Origin of the sequence: Arthrobacter sp. NQ4 (assembly GCF_029077345.1) — a bacterium.
In the GTDB taxonomy this organism is placed as follows: Bacteria; Actinomycetota; Actinomycetes; order Actinomycetales; family Micrococcaceae; genus Arthrobacter.
In genome coordinates, this window is record NZ_JARETC010000011.1 from 63,425 (window position 1) to 83,159 (window position 19,735).

The 19,735-nt window shown below is 66.7% G+C and carries 16 protein-coding genes and 1 tRNA gene; 6 read left to right on the top strand and 11 right to left on the bottom strand.

All coding sequences use genetic code 11. From position 1 onward, the window contains the following. Positions 1 to 85 precede the first annotated feature (85 nt). The 7 genes from PUN51_RS16670 to PUN51_RS16700 all read right to left on the bottom strand — a co-directional run bounded on the left by PUN51_RS16670 (position 86) and on the right by PUN51_RS16700 (position 8,554). Positions 86 to 1,048 (bottom strand): IS481 family transposase, encoded by a 963-nt coding sequence (locus PUN51_RS16670; RefSeq protein WP_275181853.1) that lies wholly within the window; start codon positions 1,046 to 1,048, stop codon positions 86 to 88. A 93-nt stretch (positions 1,049 to 1,141) separates the two neighbouring features. Next, entirely contained in the window at positions 1,142 to 1,873 is a 732-nt protein-coding gene (locus PUN51_RS16675; RefSeq protein ID WP_159632836.1) for a FadR/GntR family transcriptional regulator, read from the bottom strand. A gap of 183 nt (positions 1,874 to 2,056) precedes the next feature. Continuing rightward, entirely contained in the window at positions 2,057 to 2,959 is a 903-nt protein-coding gene (gene sucD, locus PUN51_RS16680) for a succinate--CoA ligase subunit alpha (protein ID WP_104996906.1), read from the bottom strand. A gap of 11 nt (positions 2,960 to 2,970) precedes the next feature. Next, complete coding sequence (sucC, locus tag PUN51_RS16685; protein WP_159632837.1) at positions 2,971 to 4,140, bottom strand: ADP-forming succinate--CoA ligase subunit beta; 1,170 nt, start codon at positions 4,138 to 4,140, stop codon at positions 2,971 to 2,973. Between the two features lie 224 nt (positions 4,141 to 4,364). Then, complete coding sequence (locus PUN51_RS16690) at positions 4,365 to 5,072, bottom strand: hypothetical protein (RefSeq protein WP_275181854.1); 708 nt, start codon at positions 5,070 to 5,072, stop codon at positions 4,365 to 4,367. Positions 5,073 to 5,093: 21 nt separating this feature from the next. Then, positions 5,094 to 7,640 carry a DNA helicase PcrA gene (pcrA, locus tag PUN51_RS16695; protein WP_370871817.1) on the bottom strand — a complete coding sequence of 849 codons (2,547 nt, stop codon included), beginning with the start codon at positions 7,638 to 7,640 and terminating at the stop codon, positions 5,094 to 5,096. A gap of 83 nt (positions 7,641 to 7,723) precedes the next feature. After that, complete coding sequence (locus PUN51_RS16700; protein WP_224025082.1) at positions 7,724 to 8,554, bottom strand: inositol monophosphatase family protein; 831 nt, start codon at positions 8,552 to 8,554, stop codon at positions 7,724 to 7,726. 32 nt (positions 8,555 to 8,586) lie between these two features. Here PUN51_RS16700 and PUN51_RS16705 point away from each other — a divergent pair, with 32 nt between their 5' ends. After that, the gene (locus PUN51_RS16705; protein ID WP_224025081.1) at positions 8,587 to 9,213 is read left to right on the top strand and encodes a hypothetical protein; all 627 of its coding nucleotides are present in this window, start codon (positions 8,587 to 8,589) and stop codon (positions 9,211 to 9,213) included. Here PUN51_RS16705 and PUN51_RS16710 read toward each other — a convergent pair. Further along, a complete protein-coding gene (locus tag PUN51_RS16710; protein ID WP_224025080.1) occupies positions 9,210 to 9,983 on the bottom strand; it encodes a DUF998 domain-containing protein in 774 nt (257 codons plus the stop codon). The genes PUN51_RS16705 and PUN51_RS16710 overlap by 4 nt on opposite strands. A gap of 85 nt (positions 9,984 to 10,068) precedes the next feature. Here PUN51_RS16710 and PUN51_RS16715 point away from each other — a divergent pair. The 3 genes from PUN51_RS16715 to PUN51_RS16725 all read left to right on the top strand — a co-directional run bounded on the left by PUN51_RS16715 (position 10,069) and on the right by PUN51_RS16725 (position 11,035). Then, positions 10,069 to 10,141, top strand: a tRNA-Arg gene (locus tag PUN51_RS16715). Between the two features lies 1 nt (position 10,142). Beyond that, positions 10,143 to 10,622, top strand: coding sequence for a DUF6314 family protein (locus tag PUN51_RS16720; RefSeq protein WP_224025079.1), 480 nt, complete (start codon positions 10,143 to 10,145; stop codon positions 10,620 to 10,622). Further along, positions 10,619 to 11,035 (top strand): NUDIX hydrolase, encoded by a 417-nt coding sequence (locus tag PUN51_RS16725; protein WP_224025078.1) that lies wholly within the window; start codon positions 10,619 to 10,621, stop codon positions 11,033 to 11,035. The genes PUN51_RS16720 and PUN51_RS16725 overlap by 4 nt, the downstream gene beginning before the upstream one ends. Before the next feature lie 22 nt (positions 11,036 to 11,057). On the opposite strand, the gene PUN51_RS16730 is transcribed toward PUN51_RS16725, so the two are convergent. Beyond that, positions 11,058 to 12,971 carry an ABC transporter ATP-binding protein gene (locus PUN51_RS16730; RefSeq protein ID WP_275181856.1) on the bottom strand — a complete coding sequence of 638 codons (1,914 nt, stop codon included), beginning with the start codon at positions 12,969 to 12,971 and terminating at the stop codon, positions 11,058 to 11,060. A 2-nt stretch (positions 12,972 to 12,973) separates the two neighbouring features. Beyond that, positions 12,974 to 14,635, bottom strand: a complete 1,662-nt coding sequence (locus PUN51_RS16735; RefSeq protein ID WP_275181857.1) for an ABC-F family ATP-binding cassette domain-containing protein — start codon at positions 14,633 to 14,635, stop codon at positions 12,974 to 12,976. Between the two features lie 262 nt (positions 14,636 to 14,897). Between PUN51_RS16735 and PUN51_RS16740 the strand changes: the two genes are divergently transcribed. Both PUN51_RS16740 and PUN51_RS16745 read left to right on the top strand, forming a co-directional pair. Continuing rightward, positions 14,898 to 15,629: a hypothetical protein gene (locus PUN51_RS16740; RefSeq protein ID WP_159632845.1), complete on the top strand. Its 732-nt coding sequence runs from the start codon at positions 14,898 to 14,900 to the stop codon at positions 15,627 to 15,629. Then, positions 15,626 to 16,363 (top strand): hypothetical protein, encoded by a 738-nt coding sequence (locus PUN51_RS16745; RefSeq protein ID WP_275181858.1) that lies wholly within the window; start codon positions 15,626 to 15,628, stop codon positions 16,361 to 16,363. The genes PUN51_RS16740 and PUN51_RS16745 overlap by 4 nt, the downstream gene beginning before the upstream one ends. Positions 16,364 to 16,584: 221 nt before the next feature. Here the strand turns inward: PUN51_RS16745 and PUN51_RS16750 are convergent, their stop codons facing one another. Then, positions 16,585 to 19,617: an alpha-mannosidase gene (locus PUN51_RS16750; protein ID WP_275181859.1), complete on the bottom strand. Its 3,033-nt coding sequence runs from the start codon at positions 19,615 to 19,617 to the stop codon at positions 16,585 to 16,587. Positions 19,618 to 19,735 lie beyond the last annotated feature (118 nt).

A 19,735-nucleotide genomic window follows, 5' to 3' on the forward strand; every position in this document is an offset into this window, starting at 1 on the left:
TCGCCGTGCACGCGGACAGGGAGGCAGGCCACCGGGTCCCGGGCCTGCCGGGCGGGGTTCCTGGCGGGCGAGCCTCTAGCTGTACTCAGCCAGTAGGTTGGTTGCACCTGCTGATGGGTGGCTTGCCTCCGAGGCTCCCGTGGGGCCGGTGGTTGTTGTAGAAGTTTAGCCAGGGCTGCAGGGCGTCTGTCCGGGCCTGGTTTGAGGTGAATGGCTGGCGGTAGGCCCAGCCTTCCTGGAGCATGCGGTTGAAGCGTTTTGCTTTGCCGTTCTGCCAGGGGTGGCGGGGTTTGATCAGGATGTGTTTAGCGCCCAGGGCAGCGAGTGCGTCCTGGAAGTCGCGGGAGAGCCGGTAGGCGAAGGCGTTGTCGGTCATGACGCGTTTGACGGGCGCGCCGCCGTTCGCTGCCATGGCGGCGGCGGCCCGGGTGAGGAACCCGGCGCAGGTCGGGCCTTTCTCGTCGGGCAGAACCTCGGCGTAGGCGAAGCGGGTGTAGTCGTCCACGGCGACGTGGACGTAGTCAAAGCCCATCCTCTGATGCGACTTGCGGTGGTTTGCCGCGCTCTGGGAAGGGTCGGCCCGCCAACCGCCGCCGTCAGGGATCCGGCCAAGTTTCTTGACATCGATATGGATCATGTCCCCTGGGGCGTCGCGTTCGTAGCGGCGGTCGGTGGCCCGGGACGCGCGGATCCGTTGCCCGGTCACCGGGTCCAGATCCCACAACCTGGGCATGCCCGCCCTGGCCAAAATCCGGGAGACCGTCCGGGCGCTCGTGCCGCAGCGCACGGCCAGGTCCGCTGGTCCCTCGCGGTACTCCACGCGCTGGATCAGAACATCGGCAACGACTTCCGCCGAGGTGGCGTGGGGGCAGGATCTTGGTCGGGAGCTGCGGTCCTCGAGGCCGTCCCAGCCGTGGGTACGGTACCGGCTGAGCCAGCGGTGCGCGCAAGTCCGCGAGACGCCCATTTCCTTCGCCACGTGAGCGACGGGACGGCCGGCGAGGACGCGCCTACCATTCCGGGTCAGGCGGGCATTACGGTGGGACATGAGGACCTCTTAGTCGTTGGCTGTGTGTGGTAACCACCAACCTAAGAGGTCCTCACCTCTTCACGATGTAACCAACGTCCTGACTCAGTACATCTAGCGGCCGGTGGTTCCGCTGCGGCTGGACATGGCAAGGAACTGCTCGTAGTCCTCAAAGGTCTGGGTGATGTGGGCATCCATGGTGGACCGCGCCGTGGCGGGATCGCCCGCCGCGATGGCCGCCAGGACCATCTTGTGGTGGTGGATCGCGTGGCGCTGCACGTCCGGGAAGGCCGAGGTTTCCCGCCGCATGGCGTACAGCAGGGTGGAAAGCTGTCCCAGCAGGGCGGGTACGAACGGGTTGCCGGATGCACGCAGCACGGTGTCATGGAAGGCGATATCGGCCACGGTCAGTGCATCGACGTCTCCGGCCAGGTGCGCGGCTTCCATTTGCTCCACGCTGTCCTGCAGCGCAGCGAGGTCAACCGGCCGGTGGCGGGAGGCAGCGAGTTCGGCGGCCCCGGTCTCCACCATGCGGCGGACCTCCAGCAGGCGGAGCGCCACCTGGTCCGAGGCCACTCCCCTGGAAGCTGCACGCATGATGGCGTCCAGCCCGGTCCAGCGCTCGGGCGGGTTGACGAAAGTGCCCCGGCCGCGCTTTACGTAGACAACGTCCTGCGCTTTGAGCACCTTCATGGCTTCCCGGGCCGTCAGCCTGCTGACTCCCGATTCCTTGGCGATGTCGGCCTCCGGCGGCAGGGCGTCGTCGGCCTGTATTTCTCCGCTGATGATGTGCTCAAGGACCTTGTCCACGACGGCGTCGACCAGGGTGGGTCGCTTTTCTGCCATCGTCAATCCCCTGCCTGTGCGCCCGGGGCGCCCTGTTTTTCCTGTCCCAACATTACTCGACCGGGTTGGGCAGGCACCGCCCGCCGCCGTCGTCATCCGTTAAACAGCGAACGCGGGGCCACCCGCAGGTCCGTCCCATCACTGGAAACGGACCGGGGGTGGCCCCGCGTCGTGAAGTGCTGCCTAGAGGGCGGCGTAGACCTCGCGGAGCAGCTTGGCGGTCTCGGACGGCGTCTTGCCGACCTTCACGCCGGCAGCCTCGAGGGCTTCCTTCTTGGCCTGGGCGGTACCGGCGGAGCCGGAGACGATGGCGCCTGCGTGGCCCATGGTCTTGCCTTCGGGGGCCGTGAAGCCGGCAACGTAGCCGACGACCGGCTTGGTGACGTTGGCCTTGATGAAGTCGGCTGCGCGCTCTTCGGCGTCGCCGCCGATCTCGCCGATCATGACGATGGCCTTGGTCTCGGGGTCAGCCTCGAACGCGGCCAGGGCGTCGATGTGCGTGGTGCCGATGATGGGGTCGCCGCCGATGCCGATGGCGGTGGAGAAGCCCAGGTCGCGCAGTTCGTACATCATCTGGTAGGTCAGCGTGCCGGACTTGGAAACCAGGCCGATGGGGCCCTTGCCGGTGATGTTGGCCGGGGTGATGCCAACCAGTGCTTCGCCGGGGGTGATGATGCCGGGGCAGTTCGGGCCGATGATGCGGGTGACCTGGTTGCCGTCGGCGTCCACCTTGGACTGGGCCAGGGCCCAGAATTCGGCGGAGTCCTGGACGGGAACGCCCTCGGTGATGACCACGACCAGGCCGATGCCGGCCTCGATGGCTTCGACAACGGCGTTCTTGGTGAATGCCGGCGGCACGAAGACGATGGAGACGTCGGCGCCGGTTTCAGCCATGGCTTCCTTGACGGTGCCGTAGACGTTGATTTCCTTCTCGCCGTGCAGGACCGTGGTGCCGGCCTTGCGGGCGTTGACGCCGCCAACGATGTTGGTGCCGGCCTTGAGCATCAGGGCGGTGTGCTTGGTGCCTTCGCCGCCGGTGATGCCCTGGACGATGACCTTGGAGTCTTTGTTCAGATAGATAGACATGGTGCGTCCCTTTACTTCGCTGCGTTGGCGAGCTCGGCGGCCTTGTCGGCGCCCTCGTCCATGGTGGCGGCCAGGGTAACCAGCGGGTGGTTGGCCTCGTTGAGGATGCGGCGGCCTTCCTCGACGTTGTTGCCGTCGAGGCGGACTACCAGCGGCTTGTTGGCGGTGTGGCCCAGTTCGGCCAGTGCGCCGACGATGCCCTTGGCGACCGCGTCGCATGCGGTGATGCCGCCGAAGACGTTGACGAACACGGACTTGACCTGCTCGTCACCCAGGATGACGTCCAGGCCGGCGGCCATGACCTCGGCCGAGGCGCCGCCGCCGATGTCCAGGAAGTTGGCGGGCTTGACGTTGCCGTGGTTTTCACCGGCGTAGGCGACGACGTCCAGGGTGGACATGACCAGGCCTGCACCGTTGCCGATGATGCCTACTTCGCCGTCGAGCTTGACGTAGTTGAGGTCCTGCGCCTTTGCCTTGGCCTCAAGCGGGTCTGCAGCGTCCTTGTCCTCGAGCTGCGCGTGCTTGGCGTGGCGGAAGTCGGCGTTCTCGTCCAGGGAGACCTTGCCGTCCAGTGCCACGATGTCGCCGGCGCCGGTCTTGACCAGCGGGTTGACCTCCACCAGGGTGGCGTCTTCCTTCTTGAAGACATCCCAGAGCTTGAGGATTACGGCGGCGACCTTGCCGCGCAGTTCCTCGGCGAAGCCTGCGGCTGCGACGATTTCGTCGGCCTTGGCCTGGTCGATGCCCACGGCGGGATCTATGGCGATCTTGGCCAGCGCTTCGGGACGTTCGACGGCGAGCTGCTCGATCTCCATGCCGCCTTCAACCGAGCACATGGCCAGGTAGTTGCGGTTGGCGCGGTCCAGCAGGACTGAGAAGTAGAACTCCTCGGCGATGTCCGCACCCTGGGCAATCATCACCTTTTTGACGGTGTGGCCCTTGATGTCCATGCCCAGGATGTTGGTGGCGTGCTCAAACGCCTCATCAGCGGACTTTGCGACCTTGACGCCGCCGGCCTTGCCACGGCCGCCTACCTTGACCTGTGCCTTGACAACGGTCACGCCGCCGATCTTCTCGGCAGCTGCCTTTGCTTCTTCTGGGGTGTACGCCACGATGCCGGCAAGCACGGGTACACCGTGCGCCTCGAACATATCGCGCGCCTGGTATTCAAACAGGTCCACGGTTTAGTGTCCTTCTACGTCGAAGTAGTTTCTGTACAGTCGGACACCATCTGTACGACGATGACCGGGCTGCGGATTGCACGCACCGGCGGCCTGTCTGGAAACGAGCCACGCGGCGTAATGCTCCATGGGGAACTCTAGTCCTTTGGAGGGACCGGGCCGTCCCAGACTACCCCTTATGTGAGTAAGCACACTATTCTATGGGGCGTAGAAAAACCGCGGAATTACGGGGTTTTTTGGCCCTCCTGTTGCGGCGGCTGGCCGCTTTTGGCCGGCCCCTGAATCAGCTCGTAACGTTTGGGCGAAACGAAGAATCCGACGCCGGCCGAGACGTTTCCGCATGCCACGCCGCCGTTGTACGCGGAGCAGCGCAGCCCGTTGCGTTCCAGGTTCTGCCCGTCCGCAAGCACGGGCAGCTGGGTCAGTGTTCCCGCTTTGCTCCCCTTGGGCCCGTAGGTTCCTTCCATGGATGTGACGCCGGAGCGGCATTCACCGTAGCGGGCGGTGTCCGGCGACAGGAGGGCCACTCCGCCCAGGTATCCAAGATGGGTTCCGGCGCAGTCGTCCATGATATCGCCTGGCTCGGGCGCCGGGTAGGAGGCGAGCTCGCAGTGGGCCACAGGGACGATGGGCAGCCTGTTGTTGGCGGCGTCGCTGTAGCGGTTCTGCTCGTAGGGCAAGTTGAGGTGTTCCCCGCGGGCGGACGTGAGCGAGCACGCGATGGTCCGGTCGGCGGTGATGAAAGAGAGGACATCTGCACCGCTGGAGAACGTCTTCGCATCGGCCAGTGGCGCCTTTTCCAGCTGTTCCATGGGTTGCAGCGGAGCCGGCGGAACGTAGGCCGGGTCTTTGGTGGTCACCGTGCAGCCCGTGGCGGTGATAAGGAAAAGGGCGGCGAGCATCCCCCATACAGTCCGTCGCATGGCCTCCATTATGCCCGTCCGCGGGCGTTCCTAGGCGTCGAGTTTGGTGAGCGGGGCGTAGCGCAGCAGCAGGCGCTTTTCACCGACGTCGAACTTCACCTTTGCCACGGTCTTGTCTCCTGCGCCTTCGAGGGCCAGGACCGTTCCGTTGCCAAAACTGGTGTGGTTGACCTTGTCCCCCACGCTGACGGCGATGATTTCCTTCTGCGGCTGCACCCGGTTCTTGGCGATGAATGCCGGGACGTCGGCATTGAAGCCGGCGGAAGAATCCGCCGCGGCTCCGCGGGCGGTACCGGCGCCCCAGAACGATCCGCTGTACCGGCCCGAGCCGATTGAACCGCCGCCGGCCCACGACTGCCGGCTGGTTCCTTCCCGTTTCCATTCCAGGAGCTCGGCGGGGATTTCCTCGAGGAATTGGCTGGCCGGGTTGTATTGGCTCTGGCCCCACATGCTGCGTACCTCGGACCGGGTCACGTACAGCCGCTTCCGGGCACGGGTGAGGCCCACGTAGGCCAGCCGGCGTTCCTCAGCCAGTTCCTTGGGGTCGGTGGCGGAGCGTTGGTGCGGGAAGAGCCCGTGCTCCATGCCGGTGAGGAACACCACCGGGAACTCCAGTCCCTTGGCGGTGTGCAGGGTCATCAGCGTCACCACGCCCAGCCGTTTGGCCTCGGCGACGGCGGCGTCAATGTCCGCGCCGGGGGCATCCGGGATCTGGTCTGCGTCTGCCACGAGGGACACCTGTTCCAGGAATGCGCCGAGGCTGCCCTCGGGATTTTCCTGTTCGTACTCGCGCACCACGGCCACGAGTTCGGCGAGGTTTTCCACCCGGGACTCGTCCTGCGGATCGGTGCTGGAGCGCAGCGCGGCGAGGTAGCCGGTCTGTTCGAGGACCGCTTCGAGTGCCGCGGCAGCCCCGGACCCGGCGGCCACCTCGGCGAGGTCGTCCAGCATTTTCACGAAGCCCAGGACGGCGTTGACAGAACGGGTAGCCATGCCCGGAGCCTGGTCCGCGCGGCGGGCGGCCGCCATGAAGGACGTGCGTTCGCGGCTGGCGAGGGCCGCCACGGCGCCTTCGGCACGGTCGCCGATGCCCCGCTTGGGTTCGTTCAGCACCCGGCGGAGGTTGACGTCGTCGTCCGGGTTTACCAGGACGCGCAGGTAGGCCAGGGCGTCCTTGATTTCCTTGCGCTCGTAGAAGCGAGTGCCGCCCACCACCTTGTAGGGCAGGCCCACGCGCACCAGCACGTCCTCGATGGAACGGGACTGGGCGTTGGTGCGGTAGAAGATGGCGACGTCGCCCGGGCGGAGGTTCTCCTCGTCCTGGAGCCGGTCGATCTCCTTCGCGATGAACTGCGCTTCGTCGTGTTCGTTTTCGCCGACGTAGCCGATGATTTTGTGGCCTTCGCCCTCAGCGGTCCACAGCCGTTTCTCCGGCCGGTTGGGGTTGCGGGAGATGACCGAGTTGGCGGCACTCAGGATGTTCTGGGTGGAACGGTAGTTCTGCTCCAGCTTGATGGTGCGGGCCTCCGGGTAGTCCTTTTCGAACTCCACGATGTTCCGGATGTCCGCGCCGCGGAAGGCATAGATGGACTGGTCCGAGTCGCCAACAACGGTGAGCTCCGAGGCACCGGGGCCCTCCCCCACGATCTCCCGGACCAGGGCGTACTGGGCGTGGTTGGTGTCCTGGTATTCGTCCACCAGGACGTGGCGGAACCGGCGGCGGTAGGACTCCGCCAGCGCCGGAAAGGCTCGGAACATGTAGACGGTCTCGGCGATGAGGTCGTCGAAGTCCATGGCGTTGGCCTGGCGGAGCCGCTGCGTGTAGCCCTTGTAGACGTCTGCCACCGCATGTTCGAAGGGGTCGTTGTAGTTGGCTGCCGAGGCAAAGGACTCGGCGTCGATCAGTTCGTTCTTCAACGCCGAAATCTTGTGCTGGATGGCTTTTGGCGCGAACTTCTTGGGGTCCAGGTCAAGGGTTTTTGAAACCTGCGTGACCAGGCGGAGGGAGTCGGCGGAGTCATAGATGGAGAAGTTGGATTTCAGGCCGACGTTGGCCGCTTCCTGCCGCAGGATCCGGACGCAGGACGAGTGGAACGTGGAGATCCACATGATTTTGGCGCGGCCACCCACCAGCGCCTCGATGCGCTCCCGCATTTCCGCGGCCGCCTTGTTGGTGAACGTGATGGCCAGGATTTCGCCGTGGTGGGCACGGCCGGTGGCGATGAGGTACGCGATCCGGTTACTGAGCACGCGCGTCTTGCCGGATCCGGCGCCGGCGACGATCAGCAGCGCCGATCCGCCGTGCTTGACCGCTTCCTCCTGCTGCGGGTTCAGTCCCTCCAGCAGCTGGGCGGCGCCGGGGCGGCGACTGCCTTGGTGGCCGTCACCGTGGTGCCGGTTGCCGGCGTCGTGGTTGGACTGTTGCCAGCCCCCGGAGGTGTTGTGCCCGCCGGCGTTTGGCTCCGGCATTCCGCCCGGCCCTGCCGTGGTGGCAACGCCCTCAGGCTCCGTCCTTGTCCGGGCGGTGGAGGCGGGAGCGGCCTTGAACGGTCCGTCAGAGTACGGGTCAAACAACATATCCATGGTGCCTACAAGTCTAGGCGGTGGGACCGACAACGCCTTCCAGCCTGTGGATTACTCCCGCTGCGCGGGCAATTGCTTCAGGACACCGAGCCTGACTCGAGGGCCGCACGCAGCTCGCGGACCGCCGTCGTTCCTCCTGCGATGAACCACTCCAGCCCGTTGACCCGGACGGTGTCCACGGCGCCCCCGGCCGCAAGGACGATCGCCTTTCCCGGCAGCCAGTCCCATTCCGGGCAGCTGTGCTGGAACCAGCACCCCAGCTGCCCGTCGGCAACCCGGCCGAGGTCGCAGGAACCGGATCCCAGCATGCGGAGGGATGCGGCGGAGGTGGCTGCAGCGTGCCACGGCATGGCACACATCGGGTCCATCAACCAGGTGGGGTGGATGTAGGTGGCAGCGCCGAGTTCGGCGACGCTGGTGGTGTTGCGCCTGCCTTCGTCGACGGCAAACGAGGTCAGCGCTTCACCGTTCAAGGTGGCCTGCCGGTCATGCCCGCCCAGCCACAGCTTGTCCTCTTCAGGCTGGAAGACGGCGCCCAGCAGCACATCGCGGCGGTCCTTGAGGGCGATGGCTGAGCACCAGTACGTGGAACCGTGCAGGAAGTTGTAGGTGCCGTCCACGGGGTCGATCACCCACGTCCGGCCGCTGGTGCCCTGGACGGAAGCACCTTCCTCGCCCACGATCCCATCGTCCGGCCGGCAGCGCCGCAGTTGTTCCAGGACGTAGGCTTCAGCGGCGTGGTCGGCCGCGGTGACGACGTCGGACACAGAAGTCTTTTGTTCCGACTCCAGCCCGGCCATGCGCATCAGGAGCGCCAGCTGCCCGGCTTCCCGGACCAGGGCGGCTGCCAGGTCGTAGTCATCCAATGAGGGGTCAAGAACAGCTGCGCTGTGTCGGCCAGTGGTCATGGGTTCAGTTTATGGGGCGGGATAATGGTGCCATGGCCAAAACCCCTGCCCAGCGGATCAAGAAGCACGGCGCCAACGCGGCTGTGCCGCAGCACCACCTGCCGCCGGTGGTCAACCCCACCACGTCGCGCACGCCGGAAAAGGCGCAGGGAAACAGCAACCTGATCGTCATTGCCGGTGTGGTGGCCAGCCTGTTCCTGTTCTGGTACCTGCACCTGCTGACCCTGACCCAGCTCACGCAGCTGTCCCAGGACATGGCCATGCCGGATTCCCTGGTCGGCGGTTTTGACGCCGGATACATCGGCAGGCTCCAGGGCGTTATGAACGGCGATGCCCTGGGCCAGCTGAGTTACGTCCACAAGACCGCCGGGACGCTCTTCCCACTGATTTTCGGCTTCACGTGGCTGCTGCTCATCGGCACCAACGTGGCGAAGAAGTCGTTGCGTTGGGCACTCTGGGCCCTGCCCATGCTGTTCGTGGTGGTCCGGCTGTGGGGCAACGTGGCCATTGACGCCATGATGGGCACGCCGGGTCCCGACGCCGGCCAGGTGGCCTTGGCGTCCACCCTCACCATTGCGGGCTGGGTGCTTTTGGTGCTGAGCCTTCTGGCCGGGGGCGCGGCGGTGTTCCTCAACAGCCGGAAAAGGAAAGAGCCCTAAACGCCAGTTGTCCTTGCGGCAGCGGCCGCAGCCCGGCGTTGCTTCCGGTGCCGGTGCACCCGCTGGGCAATGACCAGCCCCGCGGCGGCCATCCCCACCGTGACCGGGTAGCCCATCAGGCGCTCCAGCGTGCCGGGCTCGGGAACCTTCATGCGGGTGAGCCCTCCAGTGGCCGTGGCCGCCAGCGATACGCCTCCGCACACCAGCAGGAACCACGCCATCCCGGTCTTCCGCAGCCACAGGATGCCCAGCACCAGCAATGCCAGCCCACCGGAGATGAAGTACGTGATGGCCCCGGCGTAGTGCCAGGGTGAGCCAGCGTCCTCCGGCACCAGCCCCACCACCATGGTCCCGGCCCCGGCTGCTCCGGTGAGCAGCCGGACGGCGGAGGCCGCAAGCCAGGGTTCCCGGCGCCGCCAGTCCACCCGTGTACCGGGCCGGGCGGCCACGCGCAGCAGCCCCGACGTCAGCAGCACCGCGCCCACCAGCAGCCCCAGGCCCTGGACCACGAAGGACGCATTCATCAGCCAGTTCAACGGCGAACAGACATCCCTGCCGGAATAGATTCCGCAGTGGAGCGCCCCCAGGTCGCTGATGTACCCGGTCCGCAGGTTGTACGGACGGGGCCCCGCCCACGCCATGGCCACGGCAGCCTCGGCCGCGAAGTACTGCAGCACGCTCAGTACTGCCCACGCCCCGATGTACTGCCGGGTGGACGCTACGTTCGGGGTGAAGGCAGTGGCGGGAGCGGCAGTGGGGGCTGGACTCATGCCTTGAGCGTAGTACGGCGCGGCACCTTGTATGCTTGTAACCGTGTCCGGACGGACCGGCCCCGCCGAGCCCCACCGGACACCCGCCCTCGTAGCTCAGTGGATAGAGCACGGCTCTCCTAAAGCCGGTGTCGTTGGTTCGATTCCAATCGAGGGCACTTGAATTCTCCTTCCCCGGAGCCAAGCCTCCGCGCCTACCTACTGGGCGTCCACGAACCCCACATCGCCGGCCAGCCTGGCCGTTGGCGGCTTGAGCGGGACCTGCTAAACAGGGCGGACGGCACCCGCGGAACCTTTTCCGGCGTCGTGATTTTCACGCCAACGGACGACGACGGCCTGGCCCTTCGCGAGGAAGGCACCATGCGCTGGCCTTCTTTTACCGGTCCCGCCTCGCGGGAATACGTCCTGAAACCCGTGCCGCAGCCCGATGCGCTGGACGTGTTCTTTCCCGACGGGAGGCCGTTCCACCGCATGAGCTTCACTCCTGACACCAGCCAGGACACCCACTGGTGCGACCCCGACACCTACCGCGTGTCCTACACCCGCCAGGGCCCGGACGCGTTCAGTTACAGCTGGGACGTCACCGGCCCCCGCAAGGATTTGCTGCTCGTCTCGCGCCTGGCAAGGATCACCGCATGAAGGACCGGATCGTGGTCTCCGCTGTCTGCGTGTTTGACGACGCCGGGCGCCTCCTGACCGTACGGAAGCGCGGGACCGGCATGTTCATGCACCCCGGCGGCAAGCCGGAGCCGGGCGAAACCGCTGTGCAGGCAGCCGCGAGGGAACTCGCCGAGGAGGTAGGGATCGTGGTCCGCCCCCAGGAGCTTGAACTGATGGGGGTGTGGATCGCCGACGCCGCGAACGAGGCCGCCACTGATATCGAAGCCACCGTCTTCATCGCCCCGGGCACATGGGAGGCCACTCCCGCGGCTGAGATCGCCGAGATCCGGTGGCTGGACATCAGCAGGCCGGCGGACGCGGCCCTCCCCCGGGACCTCGCGCCGCTGCTGACGGACCACATCCTGCCCCTGCTGGCCTCGCGGGCCCTCTAGGCAGCGGCCGGGCGTCCAGCCCTTAGAACTCGGGGACGGATTCCTGTGCCACTGCCGTGGCCTCGGCGAACTGCGTCTGGTAGAGCTCGGCGTAGCGGCCGCCGGCTGCCAGCAGTTCGGTGTGGGTTCCGCGTTCCACGATCTGGCCGCCCTCCACCACCAGGATGGCGTCCGCCGCGCGGACGGTGGAGAGCCGGTGCGCAATCACGACGGCGGTCCGCCCCTCGAGTGCGGCGCCCAGGGCTGCCTGCACAGCGGCTTCGTTCGTGGAGTCGAGCGCGGCAGTGGCCTCATCGAGGATGACCACCCGAGGCTGGGCAATGAGGAGCCGGGCGATGGTGAGCCGTTGGCGTTCGCCGCCCGAAAGCCGGTAGCCGCGCTCCCCCACCACTGTCTCCAGGCCGTCCGGCAGGGACCTGATCATGGTCTCCAGCCGGGCCTGGCGCAGGACGTCCCACATGTCTTCGTCCGTGGCGTCGGGCCGGGCCAGCCGAAGGTTGGAGGCGATGGTTTCGTGGAACAGGTGGCCGTCCTGGGTGACCATGCCCAGGGTGTCCCGCAGCGAATCGAAGGTGGTGTCCCGGACGTCCAGCCCCGTCCCCGGCGCGGTGCCGCCAAGACGCACGGCCCCCGAGTCGACGTCGTACAGCCGCGACAGCAACTGGGCGATGGTGGACTTGCCGGCGCCGGAGGAGCCCACCAGGGCCACTGTCTGGCCTGGTTCCACCCGGAAGCTGACGCCGTGCAGCACTTCCTCGCCGCCCCGCGTGTCCAGGGTGGAGACCTCCTCCAACGAGGCCAGGGAGACCTTGTCCGCGGAGGGATAGGCGAAGCGGACGTTGTCGAACTCCACGGACACGGGCCCGGCAGGAACGGGCACGGCGTCCGGTTTCTGCTGGATCAGCGGTTTCAGGTCCAGGATCTCAAAGACCCGTTCAAAGCTGACCAGCGCGCTCATGACTTCAACGCGGGCGTTGGACAGTGCCGTGAGCGGAGCGTAGAGCCGAGTCAGGAGCAGCGCCAGGACCACCACATCGCCGGGCGCGAGCTGGCCGCCCAGGGCGAGCCAGCCGCCCAGTCCGTAGACCAGCGCGAGTGCGAGCGCGGAGACCAGGGTCAGGGCCGTGACGAACGTGAACTGCAGCATGGCCATGCGGACGCCGATGTCACGGACGCGGCCCGCGCGGGCAGCGAATTCGCGGGATTCCTCATCCGGGCGGCCGAAGAGTTTCACCAGTGTGGCGCCGGGCGCGGAGAACCGCTCCGTCATCTGGGTGCCCATGGCGGCGTTGTGCGCAGCGGCTTCGCGGCGCAGGTCCGCCAGTTTGGAGCCCATGCGCCGGGCCGGGATCAGGAAGATCGGCAGCAGGACCATGGCGAGCACGGTGACCAGCCAGGACTTGTTGAGCATCACGATCAGGGTCAGGGCCAGCGCCACGGAGTTGCTCACCACACCGGAAAGCGTGCCGGCAAAGGCCGACTGCGCTCCGATGACGTCGTTGTTGAGGCGGCTGACCAAGGCTCCCGTCCGGGTGCGGGTGAAGAAGGCAATGGGCATGCGCTGCACGTGGTCGAACACCCGGGTGCGCAGGTCCACGATGACGCCTTCGCCGATGGTCGAGGACAGCCAGCGGGTCAACAGCCCCACCCCCGCTTCGCCCACCGCCACGATGGCGATCAGCACGGCCAGCCAGATCACGGTACCGGCATCTGTCTTGGCGATGATGGCGTCAACCACCTGGCCGGCAAGCACCGGGGTGGCGACGGCAAGGAAGGCCGCTGCGATGGAGGAGAGTACGAAGGCGACGAGCTTGCCCTTGTGGGGAGCGGCGAAGGCCAGCACCCGCTTCAGGGTTTCCTTGGAGAACGGCTTGGAGCCGCTCTTGGCGGTGCTGATGTTGTAGAGCGAGCTCCACGCCACGCGGTCCATGCTCATGGTTATTTCTCCTGGCTTGCAGTGTGGTGGAGCTCCTGGACCGTGCCGTTTTCCAGGTGCCACCGGTAGTCGAGTCGGACGTTTTCGAGCAGCCGGCGGTCGTGGGTGACCAGCAGCAGCGCTCCGTCGTAGCTTTCAAGGGCCTCTTCCAGCTGCTCGATGGCCGGCAGGTCGAGGTGGTTGGTGGGTTCGTCAAGCACCAGCAGGTTCACGCCGCGCGCCTGGAGCAGGGCCAGGGCTGCCCGTGTCCGCTCCCCCGGCGACAGGGAATCCACGGTCCGCGACGTGTGGTCCGCCTTGAGGCCGAACTTGGCCAGGAGGGTACGGACGTCCGCGCTGTTCCAGTCGGCCAGCACGGCTTCGACGGCGTCGCCCAGTGGCTGGGCACCGTCCAGCAGTCCCCGGGCCTGGTCGATTTCGCCGACGGCGACGGTGGCACCCATGGAGGCGTCGCCGTCGTCCGGTGCCTGGGTTCCCAGCAGCAGGCGCAGCAGGGTGGACTTTCCGGCACCGTTGGGGCCCGTGATCCCGATCCGCTCACCACCGTTGAGCTGGAGGTTCACCGGTCCCAGCGTGAAGCTGCCCTGGCGTGCCACGGCGTTGCGCAACGTGGCGACGACGGCGCTGGAGCGCGGTGCCTGGCCGATGCTGAACTGCAGCTGCCATTCCTTCCGGGGCTCCTCCACCACGTCCAGCCGGGCGATGCGGGATTCCATCTGCCGGACCTTCTGGGCCTGCTTCTCGGAGGACTCGGTGCTGGCGGCGCGCCGGATCTTGTCGTTGTCCGGGTTCTTCTTCATGGCGTTCCGGACGCCCTGCGAACTCCACTCACGCTGGGTCCGTGCCCGGGACACCAGGTCTGCCTTGGTGGCGGCGAACTCGTCGTACTTCTCGCGGGCGTGCCGGCGGGCCACTGCGCGTTCCTCGAGGAAGGCGTCGTAGCCGCCGTCGTACACGGCCACGCTGTTCTGTGCCAGGTCCAGCTCCACCACCCTGGTCACGCAGCGGGCGAGGAATTCACGGTCATGGCTGACCAGCACCACCCCGCCGCGCAACCCTGTCACGAAGCTTTCGAGGGTGGCCAGGCCGGCGAGGTCGAGGTCGTTGGTGGGCTCGTCCAGCAGCACCACATCGAAGCGGCTCAGCAGCAGGGCAGCCAGTGCCACCCGTGCCGCCTGGCCGCCGGAAAGGCCGGTCATCAGCGCGTCCGGGCCCGCGTCCAGGCCCAGCTCCGCAAGCACGGCAGGGATGCGGTCATCCAGGTCGGCGGCGCCGGAGGCCATCCAGCGGTCAAAGGCCCGCGCGTAGGCATCATCTGCGCCGGGAGCACCCGAACCAAGGCCCTCCGCGCTGGATTCCATCTCAAGGGTGGCTTCTGCGCAGCCGGTCCGGCGGGCGATGTAGGCTGCCACCGTTTCACCTGGAACACGTTCGTGTTCCTGGGGCAGCCAGCCGACGAAGGCATCGGCCGGGGCAAGGCTGACGGAGCCCTCATGGGGCTGGTCGACGCCGGCAAGGAGTCGCAGCAGCGTGGATTTCCCCGCCCCGTTGGCACCCACGACGCCCACCACGTCCCCGGGCGCCACTGTCAGCGAGAGCCCGGAAAAAAGCGTGCGGTGCCCATGGCCACCGGAGACGTCCTTGGCAACAAGGGTTGCAGTCATCGATTCGTCCTTTCGCCGCTGCCCGGACAGCCGTCGACGGCCGGCAGAGGCGGCACAATTGCGGCCGCGGCGCCGCTGGGGCTGCAGGACATAGAAGAACCCGCTGGTCCGGACTTGGGGGGTGTACGGACCAGCGGGCTCGACCAACAACTATAGAGGAAAGTGGCCCTGGGGCAAAATCCGCGGCATGGCGGGCACGAGCCGGCAGGGCAGGCGGGCACGGTAAAATCGTCGTCACCACCCGTTCTGCAGAGAGCACCCCATGACCCTTTCCGCCAAGGCGTTCCAGCGCTGGCTGCAGGGCATCGCACCCGATGCCAGCACTGCCGACGTCTGCCGGGTCTCGGGGATCAAACGGACCACGTTGGCCCAGCAACTGGTCCGTGGCAAGGTCTCGGTGAGTACGGTGGTCAGCATCAGCCGCGCCTACAAAATCAACCCGGTGGCAGCGCTGGCCGGGTTCGATGCCTACAGCGCCCTCGCCGGTCCGCCCCGCCCGCCCACCAGGAACGAGCTGGTGAGCCAGATCTCCAGCGCAGACCTCCTCCGGGCCCTCCTGGCCCGTCCGGCCATGGACGCCGCGCGGGGGGCGGCCGCTCCCGCCCTCAGCGCTGCCCCGCACGCCACCTCCGTGAAGAACTGGGTTGACGCCATTGACGACGGCGAGGTGCGGCACCGTGTTTCGGCCGCCACCGGCGTGGCCCCACAGAATTATTCCGCCCAGCTGACCGCCAACCGCTTGTCCCCCGAGCTTGCCATGGCCACGGCGTTGGCTGCAGGGGTGGGACCAGCCGGCGGGTTGGTGGCCACCGGCCTCATCACGGAGGAGGAGGCCGGCTGGCCCCCGGGAGCCCGGCAGGCGGCGTTGGACAGCCTTTCTGACGGAGAACTAACCGCGCTTGCAGGAGACAGACTCCAGGCACTGGGCAAAGTATTGCGCCGGCAGGAGCAGGACCAGGCGCAGACAGAGAAGATTTGGGAGAACCTGGGATGATCGAGACCCTTCAATGGACCACGCTGGCCGTCTGCGCATTCGTTGCGGCGGCACGCATTCCCAGCACCCTCCGCGGTGAGAACCGCTCCCTCTTCGGCATCTTTGCCATGATGACCCTGGCCATCCTGTTGAGCATCCAGGGCCCGTACCTGGTGATCGACCAGGCGCTGGGGGGTTTCAACCTGGCCAATCTGCTGCTCCGTTTCGTGATCTTCGGTGCCATCTTCTTCATGGGCATCCGCATCTCCAAGGGGTTTGATGCAAAGGACGCCTACCGGTTCATCACCGGGCGGACAGGAATGACAGTCCTCGCAGTCATATCCGCGGTCGCTGTGACACTGTTCTTCCTGATGGACACCAGTGGTTCCTCCGCAGGTCTTACGGGCGTGGTGGGCACCGATCCCTGGAACTCCGCGCTGCTCGAATATTACGGGGCTGCGGGCAGGGCGTACCCCGCCTATGTTGCGTTGGCCCTGCTTCCAGCCATGGTCCGCGCCGTGTCGAGTCGCCTGCCCGGTTTAGTCCGGGCTGCCGCCGCCCTGCTGGGCCTTGGCGCCGTGGCGACGGGGCTGAGCTTGTCGTTCCCCCTGATCCCGCCGGCCCTCGGCCAAATTGAGTTCATCATCAACTACACCGCGGTGCTGTGCTTCGTCGTTGGACTGGCGCTGATCTGGGCGGCCAAGGTGGTCAACGCGCGTACGGTCCGCAGCCGCAGGACATCTACCGAAACGTAACCTTCGCGGGCTTTCACAAAATCATTAGTGTGTGACACAATCATGAATGTGTGAAGGCGGGGCTGCCAAGCGTTTTCGAACGGGGATAAATTCCAAAACGCGGGAGTCCCGGAGGCCTTTGCACACATTGGGGGGATGAGTGGTGGCGGATCGTTGGGGACCGCCCCCACTCAGCCTGTTTAAGGCCCTTTTCGGCAGCCCGCGGCCTGCACGCCGCGCATCTACGCCCGGGCAAACCTCAGTGTCACCAGCTGGAACGGCCGGAGCCTGAGTACGGCACCCGCGCCGGTGGGCTGGACTCCAGCAGCTTCGGTGGTGCGCTCCAGGAGGTCCGTAGGCACAACGTCCCGCACCGGGAAGTTCGCCGTAATGTTTCCTTGGGAGCGCTGCCCCAGCGACTCATACAGCCGGACCACCACGTCCCCGGATCCGTCCTGCGCCAGTTTCACCGCTTCGATGACCAGGGCAGGATTGCTGACGGAGAACAGCGGCTCCACGCCGGCGCCTCCGCTGACCAGCCGGGGCGCCAGGTTTGTCCGGTACCCTTCCTCGACGGCATCGGCAATGTCAGCACCCGGGCGGATGGTCACGGTCAACTCGTGCCGCCCCCGGTCTGCGTCCGGGTCGGGGAACTTGGGCGCCCGCAGCAGGGACAGGCGCACCGTGGTGGTGGTTCCGCCGTCGGATTCCCTGATGTTCCTACCCACGTCATGGCCATAGGTGGAGGAGTTGGACACGGCCACGCCGTAGCCGGGTTCACCCACGTGGATCCAGCGGTGGGCGCAGATTTCGAACTTCGCGGCCTCCCACGAGGTGTTGGTGTGGGTGGGCCGGAAAACGTGGCCGAACTGCGTTTCGGCAGCCGACCTGTCAGCCCGGACGTCGAGGGCAAAGCCGAGCTTCAGCAGCTTTTCGCGCTCCTGCCAGTCCACTGACGTGGTGATCTCCAGTGACGGGCTGCCGGGGGCAAGCGTGATGCGCTGGGTCAGCGGGGAGGCGCCGGCCACCCGTTCCACCACAACGACGGCGCTGCCGCCTTCGGTGGCAAGCCGGACCGATTCTGCGTGGACCAGCTGCGTAACGTTGCGCCGGTAGAACTCGTCGATATCCCAGGCATCCCACTCATTGGGGGTATCCCGGTGAAGCTCCAGCAGATTGCCGTGCTGGCCCGGAGCGATTGCCTCACGGCCGCTGGCGTGGTCGCACAGGGAGGAGAGCAGTCCGTCGGCATCCACCACGGCGCGGATGATCCCGTTGTCCAGGATGTAGCCACCTTCATGCGGTGTGGCCTGCACCGGCTCCCGGTCCACCGCCGCTTCAGCCGCCGCCAGCGCGGGAACTCCATCCCGGGCATGCGGTGCGGCGTTCAGCAGGAACCGGCGGTCGCCCGGGCCCAGCATGGCGGCGGCAGCACGGCCGATCAGCGACTCGAGGGCGGCCTCGATGGACTGGTAGTTCCGCTCGGCATCCTGGTGCACCCAGGCAATGGAGCTGCCGGGAAGAATGTCATGGAACTGCTGCAGCAGGACCAGCTGCCACAGGCGCTTGAGCTCGGCGCCGGGATACTCGTAGGCACCGGGGGCGCGGACGGCAGCCGTGGCACACCACAATTCGGCTTCACGCAGAAGGTGCTCGCTGCGCCGGTTGCCCTTCTTGGTGCGCGCCTGGCTCGTGTAGGTGCCGCGGTGCAGCTCCAGGTACATCTCGCCCACCCAGACCGGCAAGGCTGGATAGTCTTCCTCGGCCTGCCGGAAGAAACTTTCCGCGGAGCCGATCCTGACCTTTGGCGATCCTTCCAGGTCCGCCGTGCGTGCAGCGGCGGCAAGCATTTCGCGGGTGGGGCCGCCGCCGCCGTCGCCATACCCGAACGGCACCAGCGACACGGTGCCGCGGCCGTGGTCCCGGTAGTTGCGCTCGGCGTGTGCCAGGTCCCTGCCGCTGAGGTCGGAGTTGTAGGTGTCCACCGGGGGGAAGTGGGTGAAGAGCCGGGTGCCGTCGATCCCCTCCCAGTTGAACGTGTGGTGGGGCATCCTGTTGGTCTGGTTCCAGGAGATCTTCTGCGTGAGGAACCAGCGGCTGCCCGCAGCCTTCACGATCTGGGGCAGGGCCGCGCTGTAGCCGAACGAGTCCGGGAGCCACGCCTCCCTGCATTCAATGCCGAATTCGTCCAGGAAGAAACCCTTGCCCTCCACGAACTGCCGGGCCATGGCTTCGCCGCCGGGCATGTTGGTGTCCGATTCGACCCACATGCCGCCGACCGGGACGAACTGCCCGGCGCGGACTTTTTCCCTGATCCGGCCGAACAGGTCCGGGTACAGCTCCTTGATCCAGGCCAGCTGCTGCGCGGAGGAGCAGGAGAAGACAAAGCCGGGGTCCTCGTCCATAAGGGCCACCACGTTGGAGAACGTCCGGGCGCATTTGCGGATGGTTTCCCGGACCGGCCAGAGCCAGGCGGAGTCGATGTGCGCATGCCCGGTGGCAACCAGTTGGTGCGCGGAGGCATAGGCGGGCCTGGTCAGGACGTCGGTAAGCGCCCGCCGCCCTGCCGCCGCGGTCCCGGCAACATCGTCAGGGTCCATCACGTCCATCATGTGTTCGAGCGCCCGGAGGATCTCGTGGCGGCGCGGGAGCTCCAGCGGAAGCTGCTCCATGAGGCCGGCAAGGGTCCAGATGTCCTGCTGGAGTTCCCACACGGTCTGGTTCAGTTCGGCGATGGCGATGTTTCCCAGCCGGTACTGCGGGGCTTCCCCAGCGGTCGCCCTGTCCCCCAACGGGGTGGCGGCAAACGTCCAGCCCTGGGCCATGTCCGGGTTTGCGGCCGCCTCAACGTAGAAGTCCACGGCCATGCCGCTGCCCAGCAGCTTGAGCGGGATGTACTGGTTGCGGGGTGATATTGCCTTGATAATGCTGCCATCGGAGCGCCAGGCGATGCCCTCGCACTGGAACCCCGGGGCCTCGGTGGTGAACCCCAGGTCCACCACCACCTCCACCGTGGTGTCCGGGCCGCCGCCCCAGGATTCGGGCACTTCCCCCTGCAGCCGCAGCCAGGTAGTACCCCACGGCCTACCCCAGGGGGCACCGTGCTCCTGCGGCTGGAACTCCTGCCTCATCGCCTCGAGCGCGGGGACCGGCTCACCGGGCACTTCCCAACTGCTCAGGGCAAGCGGGACTGTCCTGCTGTAAACGGCAGGGACAATGCGCTCCCGCACAAACCTGGCCAGGCGGACTTCCGTGATCCTGCGGTCGTCATGCAATATAGGTCCTCTTTAAGCTGGAGACTGGATCATCGAGTCCATTCGATGGACAAATCTACCCGCTGACAGCACTGCAACCAACCCCCTGCGCCCAGGCAGCGGGCCGGCCCGGGCGTTG